A 21,246-nucleotide genomic window follows, 5' to 3' on the forward strand; every position below is an offset into this window, starting at 1 on the left:
TAGACTACGATGTTTTATTTACCGACTAACTAGGGAAAATAAATTGTACGTACAAAAATAAGAAAGGATGCAATACGATGCCACAAAATCCAAGAACAAAATATACAAATGAAGATTTCCCAAAGCAATTTCAAGAACAGCCAGGTATTCAAAGAGAAATGACGCCGATTCCTGACTGCGGCGAAACAACGTACAAGGGATCGGGACAGTTACAAGGCAGGAAAGCACTCATTACAGGTGGTGACTCTGGTATTGGAAGAGCTGCTGCTATCGCGTATGCTCGTGAGGGTGCAGATGTTGCGATTAATTACCTTCCTGTGGAAGAATCAGATGCATTGGAAGTAAAAGCACTTATTGAAGAAGCCGGACAAAAAGCCGTTTTACTTCCCGGAGATTTACGTGATGAACAATTCACTCGTTCATTAATACACGAAGCTATCAATGAACTAGACGGATTAGATACGTTAGTCATGGTTGCTGGTGAACAACAAGCTGTAGAAGACATTACGAATCTTTCAACAGAACAATTAGTATCGACCTTCCAGACCAATGTATATTCCATGTATTGGATGGTTCAAGAGGCCATCCCACACATGCCGCCGGGAAGCTCTATTATTACGACTTCCTCCGTGGAAGGTTATGACCCTTCACCAATGCTAATGGACTACGCGCCAACAAAAAGCGCGATTATTGGTTTCACCAAAGGGTTAGCCAAACAATTAAGTTCCAAAGGAATCCGTGTTAATTCTGTCGCACCTGGTCCTTACTGGTCTGCTCTGCAAATATCCGGCGGTCAGCCACAAGAAAACATTCCGAAGTTCGGTAAAGAAACACCTGAAACACCTTTAGGCCGAGCCGGACAACCAGCAGAATTAGGCGGTCTATATGTATTTATCGCTTCAGAACACGCAAGTTATGCGACCGGTCATGTATTTAGCGCTACAGGCGGTTTGCGTGCGAACTAAGCTTGATAAAACAATCTTATTCTCAATATAAAGAAGTACATCACTTTCTACAGTGATGTACTTTTTTATTTAGTGTGTAAATCTATTTAGGTATAAAGTTCGTAAAATATCCACAGTCAATGCCATTCTTTAGTGATATAATTTGTGTTGCTTTTACATCTATTATATTAATAAATTGCACCATTCTTAATTATACTTTCGATTACTGGGTCTATTTATCTATTTAAACCACAAATTGAACAATTTCTATATGAAGATTACTATGATGTCGTCGATCAAGGAGAAAAACTCCCCCATCTGCATTAGTAGATGAAGTAAAGGAAAATTATCCCGAAGCAGGTGTTACAAAATTTCGGCCGGGAGAAGATGCAACCCGTTCAGCTGAAGTGAAAATTACGCAGGACGGAGAGACTCACACGATCTTCGTGGATCCTTATAACGCGGAGATAATCGGACAATTGAATGATCAACACCGGATTATCGACCGAGTGGAAGAATTCCATGGTGAATTAATGCTAGGCACCTATGGAGATTTAATTGTGGAGTTGGTAGCATGTTGGACACTTGCGCTTGTCTTAACCGGAATCTATCTATGGCGACCGAAAAAAATGCGCGTATTTGGGGTATTCTTGCCAAGACTAAAGGCACGCAAGCGTACGTTTATACGAGATCTTCATGCAGTACCAGGCGTATGGTTATCCATCGCTATCGTATTCCTCGTCTTTACTGGTTTACTATGGACAGGAAATTGGGGTACGAAATTCCAGAACCTAACAACGAATAGTGGCTTTGGTTACCCTCCTAGCATTTGGGTGGGCAGTGCGCCTAGTTCCGAAGTTCAAACCAAGGATATTGCAGATGTTCCATGGGCAGCAGAGACATTGGAAGTTCCAACCTCTAACCAAAATGGATATCTACCAGTAAGCGTTGACGAGGTCGTCAATATTGCAGATCAGCAAGAGATTTATCCGACCTATGAAGTAATATATCCACAAACAGATGATGGTGTATATACCATCTCGGTCTTCCCGCCGAAAGCTAGAGATGAAGCGACCATGCATATTGATCAATATACGGGTGCTATTTTAGCGGATTATCGCTATGATAACTATCAACCGCTTGGAAAACTGATGGCTTGGGGGATTACCGTTCATAAAGGATTAGAATACGGATTAATCAATCAAATCATTGGATTAATTGTATGCCTTGGTATTATCGGCTTGGTCATTGGCGGAACGGTCCTTTGGTGGAAACGTAAACCAGATGGTCATTTTGGAGCGCCGAGGTCGAACAGTATTGTAAAGATTCGCGGATTGTTGATTATCCTTATTATTTTCTCTATCATCTTCCCAGTGTTTGGTTTATCGGTCCTTGTGATATTCTTCATCGATTGGCTCATTATCCGACGAATACCAAAGCTAAAACATGTCTTCCACGGACCACCTTCAAAAGGAGGCATGTAGCATGATGATGAAAAATATCCGAATCGCTTCTTTATGGATCATCGTGTTAGTCGCATTAGTTAGGTGTTCATTAGACGAGGATGTTGCAGAGCAATATAAAAAAGAAACACCTCTAGAAATCGATATTCAAGTTCCAGAATATATTGAGGCGAAAGAAAATACAGAAGTAACGTTTGAACTTAGCCAGAATGGAGAATCTGTATCTACACTAGATGACCTTTCTGTAACGACTTGGATGGTAGATTCAGAAACCACCAAACAATTAGTTGCTGAAAATGTAGGAAATGGCGAGTATAGTGTAGAAACGAGCTTTGATCAGGATGGAATATACCATATGAAGGTAACAGCGAGCAAAAACAACGCGACGATTATGCCGACAAAGCAGTTCATTGTTGGTAACTATGAAGAAGAGGTCAATGAACCGACGGAAGATGAACATGAAGGACATGATCACGACAGTCATCATTAATCTACATTGTAACTTTTTATGATGTCTCAACCTTTTTTTACCATACAAAAGAGAGAAAGAGATTGGGACAAAAGTATTCAGGCAAAAGAAAATCTGAACAATCGGCCTATGAAAACCGCTTCAGAAATATACTCCGCTTTCAGTGGGAGGAAGACTTCGAAAGCATTGCATCGCACGCAGAAAATTGATTTTTATTTTCAAGGAGTCTCCGTATATTTCTTACGCTTATTCTAGCATTCATACGTCTTTTGACGAAAACTTTTTATTCCACTATGCTCTTTCTCTTTACTTTTATCTTTTTATTTCAGTTACTACAAGTTCTTTTACAGCTTGATATAATACTTCTACCCCTACGAGCAAGGAGGATTCATCTATATCAAATTTTTCATTATGATGACCAGCAGCAAGTTCTGTACCAAAAACGCAGTAGGTTGCTAGTCCACCATTTTGCTGTACCTTCTCCATAAAATACGTAGCGTCTTCAGAACCTGCACTCTCATTACTTTCAAGTATCGATTTTTCGATAACAGCGTGGGAATCAGCACATTTTTGTACGATTTCAGCCAACTCTACAGAACACTTGCAATCTAGTGCTTCACCAACAACATCTATACCGTAATTGATTTGATGCATGTTTGCTGCTCCTTCTACTATCGAAAACACGTGATCTTTGATATAGTCATTGATTTCTGAGGTTTCACCCCGTGTTTCAACTAGTAGATTCGCATGACTAGCGATAATATTTCTTCCAGATCCACCGTGAATTTCTCCAACGTTTACTCTCGAAGAGCCCTTGGAATGGCGCGGAATAGCGTGTATATTCAATATGGCTGATGCTGCTGCTAAAAGTGCATTCTTTCCTTCTTCGGGCTTACCGCCAGCGTGAGATGCGATACCATCAAACTGTATATCCAGCTTGGAAGTAGCTAAAAAACCATTATTCGCCGCAACAAAATGATGATGCGGGACACCTGTTCCGATGTGAGTGGCAATGAAATAATCTACATCATCAACCACTCCTGCACTTGTCATTGACTTCGCCCCTCTAGTCCCTTCTTCTGCTGGTTGGAAAATCAACTTTATCTTACCTTGTAGCTTTTCTTTGTTTTCAGCGATCAGTGTGGCAAGCCCTAATCCCATCGCAGTATGTGAATCATGTCCACAAGCGTGCATTGTATTGGGAACCTTTGAACGATACCCTTCTTTATTGGGAATATGATTGGCTTCTTCTGATTCATGGATCGGCAAAGCATCCATATCAAACCGAAGTGCTATTGTTGGCCCTGGTCTGTTCGTATCGATGGAAGCAACCACGCCAGTATATCCTTCAGAAAAATGATCCATATAAGCTTCCTGTGCACCATTATCAAGTGCCCACTCGATGTGTGCTTTCGTTTCTTCGTCATTCGGCTTTCCCATGCACTCGGCTTCTGACATTACCTCTTTACCTAATTGCAGCGAAAAACCAAGATGATGAAGCGTATCAGCCACAATAGATGCTGTTCTCATTTCTAAAAAACCTTTTTCTGGATATTGGTGAAAATCCCTTCTCCACGTAATTAATTGCTCACGTAACTCTTTCACTGTCATGAAACGTCCTCCAAGTTTTCGTTAATTTATAGATGTGGGTAGATTCCTGGTCCAAAAGGAATTCCTACATAATAAAATATCATAATAAGTATAATCCACGTAATTAAGAACGATATCGTATATGGAAGCATTAATGATATATACGTACCGATACTTGCTTTCTTATCATAACGCTGCATAAATGCAAGAATAATTACCATATAAGGAAACAGCGGGGTAACGATATTAGACGATGAATCTGCAATCCGATACGCGACCTGAGTAAATGCTGGATGATATCCTAGCTGCATAAACATCGGAATAAATATAGGTGCCTCGATTGCCCATTTTGCTGAACCGGAAGTGATAAGGAAATTCAAAAAGGCTGTAAAAATAATATATCCGATGATGAGACCCATACCTGTAAAATTGATGCTAGTAAGGAAGTCTGCTCCATTCACCGCTAACCAAGTACCTAAGTTGCTCCAGTTAAAGTAGGCAATAAATTGAGCGATTGCAAATACAAGTACAATATAACTTGCCATATCCTTGATGGATTCACTCATATACGTGGTAATATCTTTACCTGATTTAATTTTTCCAACCGTTAAACCGAACGTTACACCAATAATGATAAAGAAGAATAACACGAGTGGGATAATTCCACTTAAAAATGGCGAAGAAGGTAGAATTCCACCGTCATCATTCGTTAACGGGCTATTCGGAACAAGAACCGTAACAGCAACAAGAGCAATATATGAAAGCCCTGCTATCATTGCATAAATTAAACCTTTTTTAGCATTAGGTAGTTCTTCCGTATTTTCCTCTTCTACTATATCTCCCTCATACTTCCCTAATCTCGGCTCTATAAATTTACTCGTTACTAATCCACCGACAATCGTCAATACAAATACAGATACAACATTAAAGTACCAGTTATCTAGAGGTGTTACGATCATAGACTCATCGATAATTTGTGCCGCTTCTGTTGATATTCCAGCGAGTAGGGCATCCGTTCCAGCAATAAATAGATTTGCTGTAAATCCTGCCCCTGCTCCGGCAAAACCTGCTGTAAGACCCGCAAGCGGATGTCTGCCAACTTTATAGAATACGAGAGCTGCTAACGGCGGGATCAATACAACAGCCGCATCGGAAGCTAAATTTCCTAAAATACCTACGAATACAACTGTATACGTTAATAAAAATGGTGGTGACTTTAGAATTGTTTTGCGAATAGCATAATCTAGTAATCCAACTCTCTCCGTCAAGCCAATACCTAGCATCATTACAAGCACAAGACCTAAAGGTGCAAAGCCTGTAAAGTTATCTAGCATGGACGTTAATATAAACTCTAATCCTTCACCAGAGATTAAGCTTCTTATTGGTAGTGTTTCTCCTGTTCCCGGATGATCTACGGATGCGTTAAACAAATTAAAAATCCAGGAAACGATAATCATTAATACGGCTAAACCAAGAAATAGCATGAATGGATCAGGTAATTTATTCCCTACTTTTTCTACAACATCAAGAAATCTCTGAAATACTCCTTTTTTCTTCATTTCATCACTCTCCTTAAATTGCTTTTCCGCTTAGTGTAGATGGTTTTACATCCGTTGGAATCGGACAGGTATATGGATTTTTTTCCTTAAATGCGGTAAATTCTTTTTGTACCTTTTGAAATCTTTCCTCATGAATCAACATATCTAAACCAGTCAACGCCATCGTACTGGCTGCACGTAGCATCCCTTTGTTGGCGATACTGCTTAGCCCTTGAGTTGTCATTTGCCAAGTGTGCAGAGGTGTACCCAATACGGATGTAGCTGTTGTTAATTGTGCAGTGGGGACAACCCAGCTGACATCGGCAACATCCGTAGAACCATGCAACAACTCTTCTGTTGCGTGGTAATCTGACACACTATCGGATACGTATTTACCTTCCAACTCACTTCCGTCCCCTTCATAACCAAAGCCCTTCATTAAGTCCACCGTAAAATCTCTTTCTTCATCCGTTAACGTATCTGAAATTGCTTTAGCAAAAACTTCTTCTTCTTCCGTAAGCGGTTCTATCTTTATATCGCGCAAGTAATTATGCATGATTTCCTCTAGATTTCGATTGGGAATATAGTTCGAACAAGCCTTATCAAATTCAACCGTGAGCTTTGTATCCGTCATTAGTGCAGCACCCTGAGCAATTCTGTGTACGCGCTGGTAAATATTTTCTGCTTGTTCTACTTTTGCAGCCCGAACAAGATACAATACTTCTGCATGAGACTGTACGACGTTTGGTGAAATCCCGCCTGTATTTGTTACTGCATAGTGAATACGCGCATCATCTACTACGTGCTCCCGTAAATAATTCACACCTACATTCATCAGCTCGACTGCATCTAATGCACTTCTCCCTAAATGAGGAGAATTAGCCGCATGTGCTGCGGTACCTTTAAACTTAAATAACACTTGATAGTTTGCCAGTGTCGGGCGATTCATGATGGAATTCGATGGAGACGGGTGCCAAGTCAGAGCAATATCCACCTCATCAAACACACCTTCTCGCACCATAAACGTTTTACCAGAACCGCCTTCCTCTCCGGGACAACCAAAGAATGTAACTGTACCAGGTAATTGATGTTCTTCTAAATAACACTTCACTGCACAGGCAGCAGCAAAAGAGCCTGTACCTAATAAGTTATGACCGCATCCATGACCAACATCATTCTCTAAAGGTTGGTACTGCGTCTCTCCCGCCTGTTGGCTTAATCCAGATAGCGCATCAAATTCTCCTAAGAATCCAATTACCGGTTTTCCAGATCCGTAAGTAGCGACAAATGCAGTATCAATACCCGCGACATTTCTAGTGACGGTAAATCCTTGCTTTTCACATTCATTAGCTAAATAAGAAGACGATTCATATTCTTCAAATCGAGTTTCCGGGTGATTAAAGACATATTCTGAGACCTTTGTAAAATACGCTTGATGTTTTCTTAAATAATCTTCAACAAACTCCTTCATCATACCCCTCCAATTTATGCTTCTTGTTCTAAATATCTTGCGATGAGGCTTGTTCCTTTGTATAAATCCGCTGTTTTCGTATATTCCTCTGGATGATGGCTAATGCCGTGTTTCGAAGGAATAAAAATAAGACCGCATGGCCATTTACTTGCCATATTCATCACATCGTGGCCGGCACCACTATCCATACATATCGTCCTAAGGCCCATCGATTCACTTAACTTATACAATTTACCCTGCATTAGCTTATCCAGGTTAACCGATGCATCATCAACGATTTTATTGACTGTGACTTCTATCTTTTTATCTTCCGTAATCTTCCCGCAATATTTATTTATCAATTCTGACATTTCATTTTTTAACTGGTCGTTTGTACTACGTATATCTATGCCTAGTTCAATTTCTCCAGGAATCATATTCATCGCATTTGGTAATACACGAGCAACACTGACAGTGGCTACAAGTGTTCCGCTTTTTCTTTCATTGATCTTTATCGCTTCATTCTCTACATAATTAATTAACGGGGCGATGGCAACAAGCGCATCTTTTCTATAGTTCATCGGAGTTGTTCCTGTGTGATTGGCCATCCCTGTTGCCTTTACCTGAAGTCGAACTGGTCGAGCTATTCCATTGACAATACCGATATCTAATCCTTGATCTTCAAGGACTTTACCTTGTTCAATATGAAGCTCCAAGAATTGCTCTAACTCATCTGCAGGTAGTTCCGCGCTATCCATTGTCTCCCAATCTACTCCAAACTGCTCGACCGCTTCTTTAATGGTAATCCCTTCACTATCTTTGATGTTAGCAATCTTTTCTTTTTCTAATTCTCCTGATATCGCCTTGCTCCCTATCGTGGATACGCCAAATCTCGCAGACTCCTCGGATGCAAAACAAATAATCGCAATATTTTTCTTTGGGATGAATTGTTTTTCTTTTAATAACTTTATGGCACCGAATGCAGTAAGTACTCCTGCAACTCCGTCAAAGCCGCCTCCGTTATAGACGGTATCTAAATGTGACCCAAGGCCAATAGTCGGAGCATGTTCGTCTACAACCCATTTTGCCCATTGATTACCAGCTTGATCTTGATATGTAGACAAACCAAGTTCTTTCGCTATAGTTATAAATCGTTGATGCGCAACCTTTTCTTCGTCGGTATAGCCTAGACGCGAAAAACCTTCAGGCTTATTCATCGAATCGGTTACATTCAATTCACATAATTTTTTGTCTAGCCAATCTTCCAAAAGACTCCCCCCACATCTCGCTGTAATAATTAGCAATCGTTATTCTTGTGAAGCATTTACCAATGCATGCTCAACAAAACAATACACATTCTTCGGTCTACCTCTTTGATTGGATTGAACTTTTCCACATTTACGAACAACATTTGCCTGTTCTAATTCCGCTAAAATCCTCCTGCCATTTCGCTCTGTACTTTGCAGCCATCTCGAAATATCTTCTGCCGTAAACTTTTGCAAATTATATTTATGCGCATATACATAAATGCGCATGACATCTCTTGGACTAGCTACTTCTTTATCAAACTTATCTGCTAATCGTTGTTTAAGTTCGTCCATATTGAATACATCTTCTCGAGCGCTTGTCAGTCTTTCTGTAATTTCATATCGCCCTTCCACCACTGTAATAGGTGATTGTTCATTTATTTTTGCTTGATTTAAGCCATACCTCACATTATGCTCTGCATGTAGTACATTTTCGCCAAAACCAATCGTGATACCAATGGAGATCTGGTCTCTCACCTGATACTCATCGATAAGTTGATACAATGCACGTTCTACTTCCTTATCCAGTTCGCCCTTCGTTGTAAAAATGAAGTATAATCCGTCTCCTTCTTCTACAAAAGAACCACTAATATTCTCGGTAAGCTCTAATAATGATTTCTTGAGATTTAATTCGTGATGCTTCCATTTAAAGAATTGATATTGGTCACCTGTATTTGCAGTATTCAAAACTTTACAGCCAATAATCGCCATCTGACGATTTTCAAATAGGTGTGCTTGCGCTCTTTCTCCAAGTAATTCAATTGTTAACTTGATCGCTAGATATGAAGGGGTCAATCGATAAACTGGATACCCTTCCTTCTTTAACTTGTCGTAAGCATACCGAACAGCAGTAATTGCTATTTCTACTTTATTTTCTTCAAGGAGCTTTCGGTGAAAATTTACTAGATTGTCGAGCTGATGATGTGATTGAAAAGGCATGCTGTAATACTGAATAGGTTGAAGGTTGTAAAAGGATAATACTTTCTCTAACTCTGTTTCTTTAAAGTTATCAATACTTATTTTTCTATATATTTTACCTCTATCAAGCTGTGCTTCTAGAAGCGTCCCAAAAAAGCTAGAGCCATGTAATAAGGGATAACTTCCTTCTTTGTGATCAATTAGCTTGTTTTCGATAGCAAAAGAATAATTCATTACCCCAGAAAACAGCCATTGATCGACTAACAATCGATTACTTTCAATAATTTCCTTAACTTCACTCACGTCACCATACATAAACGGAAGAAAAGTCATATCGGGAAATTCCTGGGAAACTTTCAAGATTTTTTTGACCGATTCTGAAGGTCCAATTACTCCTATTTTAATTTGGATGGTCTCACCCCCAATATTTTGAAAAAATTAAAAAGAAAATATATAAGGAAAATTTCCTTTATTTTTTCAAATATTACTAAAACATTATTTATTTGTCAATCTATTCTAATATTCTAATATTTTACAAATCACTATTCGAGTAAGATAAATTAACACCCTAAATACACAGGAACCTTACTGCTTCACAAGTTGCATCACATCACCTTTTATGGAATTATTCCTATATTTCGGAAAATCCTGCAGCACGACGAAGGCGGTGATACGCCAAAACGTCCCCACAAACAGTAGGTCCTTTCACCCAGCCAATGATTCATTTGTAATATATTTCAATAAAATTAGGTCCATTATCCCCTACAAACGAGTGTAGGTATTTGGTACGTTATATAAAGTAAAGCTAAAAAATTCCATAATAATGGCCAGCTAATATGACTAGCTTGAGTAAATTTGCGAGTCGGTTCATTATGGTAAAATATGCACGTAATGGTAAAAAAATAAACGAGGTGTTGTAGCAATGAGTGAAGAGATCAAGTTTCAGCAAGCACCTGCAGAGAAAAGCATCCAAGAGCTAAAAACGATGATAGAAGGTTTACATAAAGATATAGGGGAAACCATTAACGGAAATAAACAGATAAAAATGGTAGATGCCTATAACGAAATCAAGGAAGAATATGAATCTATTTTGTCTGACTTTATGACACTTTTTCAAAATAATGTGAATGTAACAGAACAAGCGGTTAAAGAAATGATCGAGTTAGACTATAAACTCAGCGAATATATTCGCATTGATGAATAGGTAGGTGAATGGATAATGAAAGAGTTTGACGTAAAAGAAATTCATCAAGGTGTGGAATCTGCAAAAACAGACCTAGAAACAGTGACGGAAGATATCTCTCATCTTCAACGTTCGATTACGGACTTTCACGGAATGGAGGATGCCTTAAAAGGAAAAGCAGGTACAGCCATTCGTTCATTTTACAACGACGTTCACCAGCCATTTCTTACTTTTTTACATCAATCAATGCTAGAATACAAGGATAGTTTAGAAGCGATGAAACAAGAGGTTCAATCGTTTGAGCCGCATCAGCACGGATTTATTAGTGAAAGCTTTTTAGAAAATGAATTAGATCCTAGCTTTGATAAAGCGAAGCAAAAAACGAGTTACTTGACCGATGAGACCAATCAAATCTTAACGAGTATTAGTGATATTATGTATCTATCACCATTGGATGACTCGGCTTTTCAACATAATATTGAAAAAGGCAAACAAAAAATCGATCATGTCATTCAAGATTTACATGAATTGGATAGCAAACACGCTTCCAAGCTACAACAAACTAAAGACGATATCAGTACGTTAAAAAGCTATCTTTCTGAAATGTCATCTCGGCTTCGTAATGGTAGCATTTCGATAACCGAATTCGATATTAACAGTATTAAGAACTTACCAGACTATCAAAAAGTCATTGAGCAGAATTATGAAAAAGGAAACATCGTCATTAATGCCGATAATATCCATGATCTGCCGTTACAAACCATCGCAAAAGCAAACAGCGATGGTTTGGATGGGCTGGATGAAAACTTCCAGGTTATTTTAAATAAAGCGTATGAGGATTTAGAACAAGGAAATATCACTAGAGAGACGTATTATTCCATATTTTCTACGGTGAATAAGACGAAAGGAAATCTAACCGAAGCAGAATTGGAAGAAGAAGTTCCAGAGTCATTTTGGAACTATGTGAATGATAATAAGGATAAGATTGGGGAAAACCTGTCGAAAGACTTATTATCTACAAGTGTACAACAAATAGGGATCGCGACAACAAAACTTGGTGGCTTAATTAATGTAGTAACAGGCGTTAAGGGTCCATCGGGTCCAAGTTCGTTTGTAATGGTGAACCCCGCAACTTCTGGCGCTTCTAATTCATTAATACATTATGGTAGTAAGATTACCAGTGCAGGAAAGTGGCTAGGACGAGGATTTATGGCTGCAGGCTTTGGCATAGGAATGTATGATGATTTAGCGAATAAAGATAAAAGTGTTGGCGAAGCTATTACACATAATACAACCGCTCTAGGAATAGGGGTTGCAGGAAGCGCGATCGGAACAGCTGCAACTGCAGTATTACTCGGTAGTAACCCAGCAGGCTGGGCTGTTTTAGGTGGGGTAGCTGTAGGTACAGGATTAGTAACTGCTTTTAACTTTGCCTATGATAATAACTTCTTAGGGTTACAAGATGGCTTGGATTATGTGGGACAACAACTAGATAAAGCAGGTGAAGCTGTAGCTGACTTCGCATCCAGCACAGTTGACTCCGTAAAAGAATCGGCAAAAGATGTAGGAGAAGCAATCTCTAGTGGCATCGATGCCATTAATCCAATGAATTGGGGATGGGGATAACTAAATGAAAGCAAATGTACAATTTGTATATAAAAAAGCGAGATATAATTTAATTACGATGAATGGCGAGAACTATATCCTCGATAAGGATAGTCCCAAGTGGATCATATGGCTGCCTTTCTTATTTTGGTTTATCTCGCATCGAGCATATAAAGTGGACAGTGAAGTGACAGTAAATAAACTTGTTCGCCATTCCGAGAAAACAAGTGGCAGTACGATAAATATATTGGCTATCGGGATTTCCTTAATCCTTGCCAATTTGATACGACCAATTATGGATTCCTTTAATATAGATATGTCTACATTTCTTGCAACACTAATTGTACTTGTAGTGACTGTTTTAATGTTCCTATTACGCATATATATTGGAAGAAATAATCAACAGAAACTTTACGCACAAGTCAGCTCTGAATTAAGGAATGTAAAAGAGCTACATATCAAAGTAAAATCGATGGGGTATTTCCTCATCTATACAGGTTGCTACCTGTTTATCTTAGCTTTTCTCATTGCTTGTGCAATGATGTATATTATATACGGAAACACAATCATTCTAGTGGTTTACACGATGTTAGCTTTTATCTTTTTCATGGGCAATCTATTTACAGTAACGCCGGGACAAATGGAAGTTCGGGTGAAGGATTGACTTGTTTGATGCAATAGAAAGTTAAGCGGGAATCGAAGAGGTAGCTATGAAGCGACACGTAATTTTATGGAGTTCCTATTATTTGTAGACAAGTTTTATAAAAAATAGATACTTAGTAAAGGAAACATACTCTCCACCAATTAATTTGATTTTAAGAACCGATAAAGCAGGAGAAGCAATCAGTAGTGGATTAGATGCTATTAATCCAATGAATTGGGGATGGAGTTAGGTATATGAGTTCTGAAGTAAATATTATAAAAAAAAATTTAAGATACAATTTGATAAAAGCAGATAATGAATATTATATTATCGATAAAGATCAACCTTTCCTTACCAATTTTTTGCTTCCATTCCTTTATTGGATTTTTCCTAAAAAGGTTACAAAAATTAGTGGGGATACAGCAGAGCAGATACAAACCGTTTCAAATAAAGAAGCTACAACTAGCAAGGTTAGTTATATCGGTATAGGTTTTTCAGTAATTCTTGCTAATTTAATCGGACCTTTACTAGATTACTTAGACGTGGATATAACACCTTTTATTGCTTACTCCATTCTATTTTTAATCACTCTTTTGTTGGTATTATTTAGGGTGATAGTGAGCAATAAATTTAAACACTCTCTTTTTCAACAACTTCATTTATCACCCAATCAGGCAGACGAAACGTTATGGGTGACACCACGTAGAGTTAAGAATATTGCTAGCTTACTCTTTTTAACTATATTCATTTGGGCTTTCGTTGTTGGTGGTCTGGTTTCCTTTTTCCTTTACGGGAACTTATTTATGTTATTTGTATTTACCTTAGCATTTTTTATATTGCTTTTTTTGAATATACTTTGCGTAACGCCAGGTAAAGATACGATGAAAATTCGATTTAAAAAATAGTTCACTATAAATCGCCCTGTAAAGCAGTAAAACCAACCATGAATTGGGGATGGGGCCAATATTATGAAGCAAGAAGTTACTTTTATTTCAAGAAATGTAAGATATGTACTTGTTGAAATTGATAAACAATACTATTTGTTAGATAAAGACAAACCTTATTTACTAGTTCTTTTATTTCCTTTTTTGTATTGGATTTTCCCAAAGAAGGTTCGACAGATCAGTGCTGACTCAGTAGCATTATTAAAAACCGTAGATAACCATAACACCAAAAATGGAACAGTTAGTCTGATTGGTATTGGTATTTCTCTCAGCAGATAAATTGTTCTACTTAGAAAGGAATGAAATACATATGAGCAAGAAGGTGTCTTTTAAAGAAAGCAGAATATTCATTACTACCTTTTTGCTATTAGGAACGGGATTTTTGACGAGTGCAGTTCCTGAAGGTAGTTTGCAAATCATGACCTTCAATTTACTGTTAGCACTGGTTGCTGGGGTCTTGTTTTATTACTTTTGGAAGAAAACGAAACATAAAAGCAAACGCTATTTCTCCTTACTGTCCTATGTAATGTTAAATGTGATGGCTATTCAACTTGCTATTCCGCTACTGCGTATCTACTTTTTGACACTTACTTTTTGGATTGGCGTTGGTATGTTAATCATAATGATGACCGTGCCCTATTTCACGTCAAGAAAGATAGCCATCAGTATTCAAAAACCAGGGAAGTCAAAATTAGGGAAATTATATTTGCTTTATGTCGCATTGGTATTTCTTTTTGGCGGGTCAGCATATACGAATTCAATCTATACGTCGAATCCCGATGCCATCGTTATTGCCGTACTTGGACTTCTTTTTTCTCTATTATTTCTATTCGTGGCTCCTGTTCTTCTGATTAAACCTGCAGAAATGGATGAGCTCACAAAATAATAAATTTCATATAGCTACTATTATAGTTGGCTTTCTACTATATAAATGTCAACTACTATTTTACTTTCTGGTAAGTATTGTATCTCCAATTGTTGGTTTTGGTATTTTTCATTATATTCATCTTCTTCTATCCAAAGGTGAAGGGTATCGAAAGAAGTTCCTTCCATTTCAATCGTGGATAGGCTTGGGTTATCTACATAGCTATTAGATTCAAATAGTACTCTATCCGGTACACCTTGAATAGTAGCTAAATCCTTCTTATCATACGCTTCTTTATCTTGATACACATTTACCACTCCATCAACTGAAACAATACATACGCACATAAAAAAAGCGGAAATTATAAATAAAATTATTTTTTGGAATTTCTTTTTACTTTGAAGAAAAAAGAGGAAAAAGAACGCCGCCAAGGACAATAAAAATAAAACAGCAGCAAAAGCAGTCATTATTTGTCCCATCATAAAGCTAATTTCAAACGTTTCTCCTAATACAATGATGACAAGTACACCGATAATACTAATTATTGCAGTATAAATTGCTATTTTTTTCATCTCACATACCTTTCTAGCGCTACTTTATCCATCTGGTTTTAATAAGCACTGTTATTTTCATGAATTTTTTCTGTTTCCTTATAAAAAGCTAGTAATCTCGTCACGCGAGTTAAGCGAAACATCGACAGACTTTCTAGACGAACTATGAATTTGGATCTTTTCGTTCGTCTCCCCAAATATCCAGGTTTTCTATAAAGGCTTCAAGATCTCCGTTACTCACTTTATACACGGTGTCTTTCATTGTTAGTTCGCCATTTTGAAGCATTAAAGACAGCTGATTCTGAGGTAAATTTATTTCAATGGCGTACTCGCCCTTTAACTGAATAGGTTCTTTTCCAACCATTTCCTCGAGCTCTATAACTTCCATTGCTTGAAGTGTGTTATGTATTCGTTGGTCTTCATCACCTGGAATGAATGCCCACGTTTCATCCTTTTCGTTCGCAAAGACTAGATTGATAATATCTTCTTGAATAATTTCTTCTTCAATAACTTCCTGAAGGTTTGTTTTGTAAGTAAAATCAAACCAGACAAAATAAGCAACTATAAATATAAAAGTTAAGGCAGTCACTCCAATTACTTTCTTTTTATTCAACGCTTGCACCACCGTTTGAAAAATTAAAATATTTCATCTAGTTCTATTGTACCGGAATTGATTCTTTCTTTGTAGTTTAATTTTACGTTCTTTCTATTTATTTCTACCATAACATTTCCAAAAAAAGGATTAACCACAGCGGAATGGATTTGAAGAAATAATGATGGAGTGACGATTCAGTAGTCAGATCGGGGGATATCGATAAGAGGATAAAGATACGGTAAATACAGAAGTAATTTCCCCCGCTTTTTTTGATTGAAAGCGGGGGAATACTACATTCATAGGGAGCTATTTTTCTAAGTAGTCAATAAGCTTATCCAAGTCTTTTGCACAAGCTTTTTTAAATGTACCTGCCATCATTTTACCGAAAAATTTAGTGAATCCAGTTAGTTTATTTATCTCCCCATGCAACGAGATTTTGGTCTGCGTAGTATCGTCACCTGGCGCAATGATACACGTATATATATATTCTCCTTTACCTGTTGTCCCTTTTGTACCGTCACAACGAAGTACAATTTTATTCGGTTCATCTAATTGAATGACCTCAAAATGTTCAGTAGCCTTTGCACCATACATTTTTCTCGTTTCATGCCATTCACTTCCTACTTTCATTGGTCCTTCATCCAAGCGTTGCATCTTCACTAACCCTTGCATCCAGTTTTCCGCATGATCAATATCCAACAAAGCATGGTAAGCGTCTTGTTGGTTTACTTTAGCTGTTCTTTCCACTTCAAATTGAATACTCAAACGACGTACCTCCTTCTTAAACTGAAACTTTCATCCGTAGGCTTATGATTGTTATTTTAACGATATAGCTTACTTCTTATTCTGACGATATAAATCCATTGATTTATAACCTTGAGCTAATATATCAACCATTTGCGTTTGGCGCTTTTCTCTTGTTTTTTGTTGTTTTGCCGAAAAGATATAACGTGCCCAGTCTTTCTGATAACCAGGTGTTAATTCCTTGTAAACCTTATATTCATTTGGGTAATCCGCTAGCATTTTTTCTATATCTTTTACGTGAATTTCATAATCTGCTACAGATTGACTTGATGCAGATGATTTTTTCGTTTTGATCTTCTCTCGTTTCAGCCCGACCACTGTAAACACCTCGTCCATACTGATCATGCGCGAAAATTTCAAATCGCTATTCCCTACATAACCATCCTCACCCACATGCAGAGCAGGGAAAATTTCATCTCGATGTACGAATGTGTCATACCTTTTATTTCCTTTTTTTGGGTATGCAAAGAATAAATACCCTTTTTCCAATAGTTGTTCCTGATCTATCATCCGTTTTGTTTGCGTCACCATCTCGTCCAGCGTCTCTACAAAAATAAAAATCGCATCGTGATCTCCGGACAATGTCTTCTGATATCCATCAAAAATACGATAATCGTCTGGTTGATGAAGCACAGCCATGTTGACGTACTTATCTAACTTAAGCTTACTTGAAATCGACATAGGATGACTCCTTTTCAATGAAAGACGTTAATATATATTAGTATAGCACATTACGATTAGACAATTTCCCATTTTCATTTTCATGCATTTAATGCAATGCACGTTAGGAAGAGAGTTTTTCGTTAATGACTGAAAATGAAATGTTAATGATCCATTTGTATATAGCTCTAAGAGGATTTGAGGGTAAGTCAGTAAAGAAAAACAAAATATTTCAACGGCAGATCAACTTAGGATGAAAAACACTTTTGAGGTTATTAGCCGACTCTTTTTCCCATACATAGTTTTAGAAAATAAAGGAAATATATAACCACACCTTATTTTATACTAGGAGGAATACCAATGTCAGGACAAAATCAACATCAGGAGATTCAAGAATGTACAAATCAAGTAAAACAAGCTTATCAAATGATTATACAGGCAAAAACAAGTGGAAATATGGAACAGTTAGCACAAGCGCAAGAGCAATTACTTCAAGCAGAGGAGCACTTAAAATATACACAGGAGCGTTTTGGAACTGAGGCGTTAAATAATCCCCAATTCCAGCAGACCGAAGAACAATTACATGATGCCCGTCAGGAAATAGAGCTCTTCAAAAATAATCATAGATAGAGTTGAAGCTGATAATGTAGATTTTCACTTCTTTATGACTGATCAATTAGTGGCACTTATGCCAATCAAAATTAGTATACCCCGAAAATTTGATAGAATTTTTTCGGGGTATGATTATTCTTAGTACTATACTTTCAGAGTACATACCCCCCTTTGTCTCATATGCCTAATTCGCAATTACTGATTTCATCTCCTACTCTATTTATCATTTCTTATAACCCTGTCATGTGACATACCTTGAAATATTTTTTAAACACGTCTACTTTTCTAATCAAATTCTCATTTTCCTATAATTATCGTCTCATATAAAAACGTTATGATAAGGGTACAAGCCATAAAGGAGGAATTACTTATGAGAAACAAACTATTGATTGGAACTGTAGCAGGAACAGTCATTTTTGGCGGAGCCGCAATCGTAGGGGCATCGGAAAACAATAAGAATGCGGAAATTTCTGCGGAACAAGCCCTCCAAACAGCCTTGAAGAATACGGAAGGGTTTGTGCAAGAAGTCGATTTGTCATTTGAAGACGAAGAAAATTACTATGAAATCGAAATCGAAAGTAATGACAAAGAGTATGAATTTAACATCGATGCAACAACAGGAGAAGCCTTAGGCCAAGAACCAGATGCTGAAGGCGAAAATGAAGAACAGCAAGAAGATGGACAGGATAATTCCGATAATAACCAATATCCAAATGAACCAAGTAACCTTACTTCTTTTGAAGAGTACAACACCATTACCGACCAGGTAAACACAGACAATCTGACGTTCCACTTGGAAACAGACAACCAAGGAAATCGCATCATGTTCCTCGTTGATGAAGACGGCGAAAAGCATTATAAAACCATTTTCATTAAACACTCTAGCCACTTGAAAATGATTGACTTGAATGGTGGCGGACAGATTTTCTACGAACAAATTTAATATAACGAAATATTAAGGATGCAATACTATTCTCGATAGTTGCAACGAAAGAAGATGGGACATAACAATGTGTTATGTCCTTTGTTTGGTATTGGCATAATTGACTTGCTACTGTTTGGTTAGAGATGGTCCGTTGGCGGATTCTGGTTTGGCTATTGCTTCGTTAATTTAAGACCTTATTCTCGATCCTAATTAAAATCTCTTTGTATATAGCCTTGTTTCTTGGCATAGTTATTAATGGTTTTAATTAATTTATGCTTAGATATGGAGAATGATTGATGAATTTCTCTTTTATTATCAATCTGATATTCCTCAAAAACGATAAAGTTTAACTCATCCATTTTCTTTACTACGAATTGATTACATTCATACTCGCCACACCTGATGTTGTATGAATAAATAAAACTAATAATGCCGTCATAGTATTCTTGATCAGAAATCTCTATTTCTAGAAAGGACTTTAATATTTCTTGCATGAGTCAACACTCCCCTGGCAGTTAATTCCCCCTATTACGTTGGTACGTATTCCATTGGCTCCGTTCAATGAACGTAACCATTTTCCTTATAATAATCAATTGCCTCATCGCTTGGCCGGTAAAGATTCTCCACGCATAATTATTACATCAGCCTCATCGTTGTGATACATGTCGGGTCGTTTTCAAATGTCGAAATTGTCGATGTTGCTTGCTTATTATCATATGTAATCGTTGCGTTGAATTCTTGATCTCTTGGCAACCATAAATCCACAAACCCATTATCAAACGACTCTACGGTATCATCAAAAACCACATTGCCATCCATATCTTCAATGTAAATATCAAATGGCTTTTTCACTAATTCACCTTGGCAGCCTGTCAAACTATGAAACGTGCATGGATGCGTCTCGTTGACGTACGGAGCAATGGAAACAAAAAACTCGTCCTCCGGCATAGGGTAAATATCCACCTTATCCTCATCTTCCACCGTAAGTTGGGTTGCATTAACAGAAGCAGATGAAGCAGTTAATTGATCCGTGCTATAATCCTGAATCATCGATTTAATATCTTCCTTGGATTGTTCCGTATCATTGGTACAGCCAACTAAAACAAACAAAAAAGCAATAATATTGAATAAAACTGATTTGATTTTCATCAATAGTCCTCCTCGTTATATCTACTATTAATATAACATTTATATTGACGGAGGATTGTGACGAATTATTATCGTTTATGAACTTGGACGAACGGTGGGTGGTGTGAGCTTTTTGAACTGCCGAATATTATAATGAATAAGTTTTTTATGAACTGTAGCGGGTAGATGAATATAAACTGATATTTATTAGAATTAGAGAGCTGTTCTATTGACCACTTTTTTCGGTTTCTGGAGTTTATTTGGGTTAGAGAGCCGCTCTATTGACTACTTTTTTCGATTTCTGAAGTTTATTTGGTTTAGAGAGCTGCTCTATTAACCACTTTTTTCGGTTTCTGGAGTTTATTTGGGTTATAGAGCTGTTCTATTGACTACTTTTTTCGATTTCTCAAGTTTATTTGGGTTAGAGAGCATATTATAAGCGGAGGCTGACTTAATGTTTTATTTAAAAATAATTAGCGCGTTTATTGTTGGTACTATTATCACTTTGATATATCAATACTTTATAACCGAAATAAACATACCGATAATTTTTATTACTTGGATTATCGGTTTAACAGTATTATTGATTCATTATGCTTTCATTGGGAGAAAGAAAAAAAGCTCTGGTTAGAGGTAACTTTTTTAAAGAGTGAATGATCACGGATGCCAACTTCGCAATAACGGTTAAAGCCTAATTCATAATTGTTTGGAGTATGGAGTACAACAACAAACTAGGCTTTTATATAACATCATCGAAATACTAGAGACAATTAGACGGAAGGAAAAATTAATCGTATTCCATTTCTAATTTTGTTAATCTTGTTGTTCTTGTTGTTCTTGCTGTTCAGACGGCTCTTCTGTTGGATCTGGCTCCTGTTCATCTTGACCAGTTGTACATCCAAACAATAGGCTAGTTGAAAAAATTGCTGTGAAAACAGTTGCGTAGAATTTTTTCTTGTTCATTTAACTCACCTCACTTAGATTAATTACACCTTATTTCTCCCCAATATCATTCTACTTATTCAATTTTTGTGGGGCGCCCTGGTTGATGT

At 37.4% G+C, this 21,246-nt stretch carries 23 protein-coding genes and 1 pseudogene; 12 read left to right on the plus strand and 12 right to left on the minus strand.

Annotation, left to right across the window (positions count from 1 at the left end):
* Positions 1 to 77: 77 nt before the first annotated feature.
* The 4 genes and pseudogenes from OB_RS16710 to OB_RS16720 all read left to right on the plus strand — a co-directional run bounded on the left by OB_RS16710 (position 78) and on the right by OB_RS16720 (position 2,897).
* Entirely contained in the window at positions 78 to 965 is an 888-nt protein-coding gene (locus tag OB_RS16710) for an SDR family oxidoreductase (RefSeq protein ID WP_011067676.1), read from the plus strand.
* Between the two features lie 213 nt (positions 966 to 1,178).
* A complete protein-coding gene (locus OB_RS18815) occupies positions 1,179 to 1,271 on the plus strand; it encodes a hypothetical protein (protein ID WP_269445929.1) in 93 nt (30 codons plus the stop codon).
* A gap of 50 nt (positions 1,272 to 1,321) precedes the next feature.
* Positions 1,322 to 2,428 (plus strand): annotated as a pseudogene (locus tag OB_RS16715) (PepSY-associated TM helix domain-containing protein); the annotation flags it as partial.
* A gap of 1 nt (position 2,429) precedes the next feature.
* Positions 2,430 to 2,897, plus strand: coding sequence for a FixH family protein (locus tag OB_RS16720; protein ID WP_011067678.1), 468 nt, complete (start codon positions 2,430 to 2,432; stop codon positions 2,895 to 2,897).
* A gap of 291 nt (positions 2,898 to 3,188) precedes the next feature.
* On the opposite strand, the gene OB_RS16725 is transcribed toward OB_RS16720, so the two are convergent.
* The 5 genes from OB_RS16725 to OB_RS16745 are packed head-to-tail and all read right to left on the minus strand — an operon-like array spanning position 3,189 to position 10,039.
* On the minus strand, positions 3,189 to 4,487 hold the full coding sequence (locus OB_RS16725) for an amidohydrolase (RefSeq protein WP_011067679.1): 1,299 nt from the start codon (positions 4,485 to 4,487) through the stop codon (positions 3,189 to 3,191).
* A 26-nt stretch (positions 4,488 to 4,513) separates the two neighbouring features.
* The gene (locus OB_RS16730) at positions 4,514 to 6,025 is read right to left on the minus strand and encodes an AbgT family transporter (protein WP_011067680.1); all 1,512 of its coding nucleotides are present in this window, start codon (positions 6,023 to 6,025) and stop codon (positions 4,514 to 4,516) included.
* Positions 6,026 to 6,038: 13 nt separating this feature from the next.
* Positions 6,039 to 7,478: a M20 family metallopeptidase gene (locus OB_RS16735; protein ID WP_041544363.1), complete on the minus strand. Its 1,440-nt coding sequence runs from the start codon at positions 7,476 to 7,478 to the stop codon at positions 6,039 to 6,041.
* An 11-nt stretch (positions 7,479 to 7,489) separates the two neighbouring features.
* The gene (locus tag OB_RS16740) at positions 7,490 to 8,722 is read right to left on the minus strand and encodes a Zn-dependent hydrolase (RefSeq protein ID WP_011067682.1); all 1,233 of its coding nucleotides are present in this window, start codon (positions 8,720 to 8,722) and stop codon (positions 7,490 to 7,492) included.
* Positions 8,723 to 8,761: 39 nt separating this feature from the next.
* Positions 8,762 to 10,039 (minus strand): hypothetical protein, encoded by a 1,278-nt coding sequence (locus OB_RS16745; RefSeq protein ID WP_160162361.1) that lies wholly within the window; start codon positions 10,037 to 10,039, stop codon positions 8,762 to 8,764.
* Positions 10,040 to 10,601: 562 nt separating this feature from the next.
* Between OB_RS16745 and OB_RS16750 the strand changes: the two genes are divergently transcribed.
* From OB_RS16750 to OB_RS16775, 6 genes are all read left to right on the plus strand, one after another.
* Positions 10,602 to 10,883, plus strand: a complete 282-nt coding sequence (locus OB_RS16750; protein ID WP_011067684.1) for a YwqI/YxiC family protein — start codon at positions 10,602 to 10,604, stop codon at positions 10,881 to 10,883.
* Positions 10,884 to 10,898: 15 nt separating this feature from the next.
* Entirely contained in the window at positions 10,899 to 12,488 is a 1,590-nt protein-coding gene (locus OB_RS17900) for a ribonuclease YeeF family protein (protein ID WP_011067685.1), read from the plus strand.
* Positions 12,489 to 12,492: 4 nt separating this feature from the next.
* Positions 12,493 to 13,131, plus strand: a complete 639-nt coding sequence (locus tag OB_RS16760) for a DUF443 domain-containing protein (protein ID WP_011067686.1) — start codon at positions 12,493 to 12,495, stop codon at positions 13,129 to 13,131.
* Positions 13,132 to 13,364: 233 nt separating this feature from the next.
* A complete protein-coding gene (locus tag OB_RS16765) occupies positions 13,365 to 14,015 on the plus strand; it encodes a DUF443 domain-containing protein (RefSeq protein ID WP_011067687.1) in 651 nt (216 codons plus the stop codon).
* 63 nt (positions 14,016 to 14,078) lie between these two features.
* Complete coding sequence (locus OB_RS16770) at positions 14,079 to 14,333, plus strand: DUF443 family protein (RefSeq protein ID WP_011067688.1); 255 nt, start codon at positions 14,079 to 14,081, stop codon at positions 14,331 to 14,333.
* 31 nt (positions 14,334 to 14,364) lie between these two features.
* Positions 14,365 to 14,940, plus strand: coding sequence for a hypothetical protein (locus OB_RS16775; RefSeq protein WP_011067689.1), 576 nt, complete (start codon positions 14,365 to 14,367; stop codon positions 14,938 to 14,940).
* A 20-nt stretch (positions 14,941 to 14,960) separates the two neighbouring features.
* Here OB_RS16775 and OB_RS16780 read toward each other — a convergent pair whose 3' ends face one another.
* The 4 genes from OB_RS16780 to OB_RS16795 form a co-directional block, all read right to left on the minus strand.
* A complete protein-coding gene (locus OB_RS16780) occupies positions 14,961 to 15,491 on the minus strand; it encodes a hypothetical protein (protein WP_011067690.1) in 531 nt (176 codons plus the stop codon).
* A gap of 142 nt (positions 15,492 to 15,633) precedes the next feature.
* On the minus strand, positions 15,634 to 16,083 hold the full coding sequence (locus tag OB_RS16785; protein ID WP_011067691.1) for a hypothetical protein: 450 nt from the start codon (positions 16,081 to 16,083) through the stop codon (positions 15,634 to 15,636).
* A gap of 288 nt (positions 16,084 to 16,371) precedes the next feature.
* Entirely contained in the window at positions 16,372 to 16,830 is a 459-nt protein-coding gene (locus tag OB_RS16790) for an SRPBCC family protein (RefSeq protein ID WP_011067692.1), read from the minus strand.
* A 69-nt stretch (positions 16,831 to 16,899) separates the two neighbouring features.
* A complete protein-coding gene (locus OB_RS16795) occupies positions 16,900 to 17,550 on the minus strand; it encodes a YdeI/OmpD-associated family protein (RefSeq protein WP_011067693.1) in 651 nt (216 codons plus the stop codon).
* 339 nt (positions 17,551 to 17,889) lie between these two features.
* Here OB_RS16795 and OB_RS16800 point away from each other — a divergent pair, with 339 nt between their 5' ends.
* A complete protein-coding gene (locus tag OB_RS16800) occupies positions 17,890 to 18,159 on the plus strand; it encodes a hypothetical protein (RefSeq protein ID WP_011067694.1) in 270 nt (89 codons plus the stop codon).
* A 352-nt stretch (positions 18,160 to 18,511) separates the two neighbouring features.
* Positions 18,512 to 19,084, plus strand: a complete 573-nt coding sequence (locus OB_RS16805; RefSeq protein WP_011067695.1) for a PepSY domain-containing protein — start codon at positions 18,512 to 18,514, stop codon at positions 19,082 to 19,084.
* Between the two features lie 188 nt (positions 19,085 to 19,272).
* Here OB_RS16805 and OB_RS16810 read toward each other — a convergent pair whose 3' ends face one another.
* The 3 genes from OB_RS16810 to OB_RS18535 form a co-directional block, all read right to left on the minus strand.
* A complete protein-coding gene (locus OB_RS16810) occupies positions 19,273 to 19,560 on the minus strand; it encodes a hypothetical protein (RefSeq protein WP_011067696.1) in 288 nt (95 codons plus the stop codon).
* Positions 19,561 to 19,702: 142 nt separating this feature from the next.
* Positions 19,703 to 20,215, minus strand: coding sequence for a CueP family metal-binding protein (locus tag OB_RS16815; protein WP_011067697.1), 513 nt, complete (start codon positions 20,213 to 20,215; stop codon positions 19,703 to 19,705).
* A 792-nt stretch (positions 20,216 to 21,007) separates the two neighbouring features.
* Complete coding sequence (locus OB_RS18535; protein WP_011067698.1) at positions 21,008 to 21,157, minus strand: hypothetical protein; 150 nt, start codon at positions 21,155 to 21,157, stop codon at positions 21,008 to 21,010.
* Positions 21,158 to 21,246 lie beyond the last annotated feature (89 nt).

Origin of the sequence: Oceanobacillus iheyensis HTE831 (assembly GCF_000011245.1) — a bacterium.
GTDB lineage: Bacteria > Bacillota > Bacilli > Bacillales > Amphibacillaceae > Oceanobacillus > Oceanobacillus iheyensis.